Below are 827 nucleotides of genomic sequence, written 5' to 3' on the forward strand. Positions count from 1 at the left end.
ACATCATTCACGGAGGCAGATACGGTTAACGCCCCATCGGCTAACGTGGATAAGTTCGCCCCTTCGACTTGCCACATACCATCAACGACAACGGTATTGAACGAGAGCATCACCCCCAAGCTGTCTTGAACCGTGACAGAAACCGTCTGACCATTTTCAACATCACTGACTTGCCCTGACAAAGTGACAGATTGGCGCTCTTCAGTGTTTAAATAGCCGTCTCCGCCATCGTCAACGTCCACCGTCACACTTGCGAGCGTATCTTTGATGATGGTGTTTTCACTGGTTGTAGGGTTGCCCGCTATATCAATACTCTCAGCAACAACTGTCAGCGTACCTTCAGACAATCCAGAAAGGTCAACGTCGTCCAGAGACCAACTTCCACCAGTCACCACCGTTTCTAAGTTTATGACCGCTCCTAACGAGTCGGTTACCGTAACTTGGATACGCTGGCCATCTTCAATGTTTTCAATCGTCCCTTCGAGGCGAGTAGTCGCGATTTCGTACTGATTTAAATACTCATCCCCTCCACCATCAAAATTGACGTTCACCGTTGCAAGCGTATCTTTAATGGTCGTATCGACGGCGTTCAGGTTATTGCCATAAATGTCAGAAACCACAGAAGTCACCGTAAGCGGCCCTTCGGCAAGAGAAGACAGATCAACGCCTGATAGGGTATAAGCCTCGTTCTCTACGGTCGTTGTAACAGTAATAGAATTATTGAGGCTGTCGGTAATGGTGATAATAACAAGCCACTCATCGCTTATCTTGAGTGCGTCACCTTGAATCGTGACACTAGGAACTTCAAACTGGTTTTCGTATCCATC

The 827-nt window shown here is 47.6% G+C and carries 1 protein-coding gene; it reads right to left on the reverse strand.

The window, feature by feature from the left end:
• Nucleotides 1–827: hypothetical protein (locus R7O03_RS22650; RefSeq protein WP_318132074.1), on the reverse strand; the 827-nt coding region annotated here is incomplete at both ends.

This window comes from Vibrio sp. Vb2960, assembly GCF_033337665.1.
In the GTDB taxonomy this organism is placed as follows: Bacteria; Pseudomonadota; Gammaproteobacteria; order Enterobacterales; family Vibrionaceae; genus Vibrio; species Vibrio alginolyticus.